The organism is Streptococcus suis, assembly GCF_002960445.1.
In the GTDB taxonomy this organism is placed as follows: domain Bacteria; phylum Bacillota; class Bacilli; order Lactobacillales; family Streptococcaceae; genus Streptococcus; species Streptococcus hyiners.
The window spans coordinates 1-408 of the sequence record NZ_POJD01000272.1 but is presented as its reverse complement, the minus strand read 5'-3'; the positions used below and the strand labels follow the sequence as shown (position 1 = coordinate 408).

General features: G+C 34.1%; 1 protein-coding gene and 1 pseudogene. Both read right to left on the bottom strand.

Annotated features, from left to right (window positions below):
- Nucleotides 1-120 (bottom strand): 30S ribosomal protein S20 (gene rpsT / locus C1G53_RS09640; protein WP_192873124.1); only part of this gene is annotated, 120 nt, incomplete at its 3' end.
- Nucleotides 121-178: 58 nt separating this feature from the next.
- Nucleotides 179-408 (bottom strand): annotated as a pseudogene (locus C1G53_RS13405) (type I pantothenate kinase); the annotation flags it as partial.

Sequence of the window (408 nt, the reverse complement as noted above, 5' to 3'; positions counted from 1 at the left end):
AAATGCTTTGATTGCAGTACGCATAGCTGATTTTTGTGCTGAGTTTTTCTCGTTTTGTTTAACGTTCAATTCAGCGCGTTTGATAGCTGACTTAATGTTTGCCAATGGTTTCACCTCCACCCTTTCTTGTACTAACTACACCATTATATCTGAAAAGAGTATTTTTGACAAGTGAAATTTATTTTTTTAGATAAATTTTATCAATCTCATGGTTTTCGGCCTTATGAAGAATAATATCAGCACGGTTTCTGGTTGGTTCAATGAATTTTTCTAAGTTAGCTAGATTAATGTTTTTCCAAGTATTCTGGGCAATAGATAGAATTTCAGGGTACGTCATCTGGGTAAAACGATGGTAATAGTTGTTAGGGTCATTTTTTGCCAATGTCAATAATTTTTGGAATCGCTCCA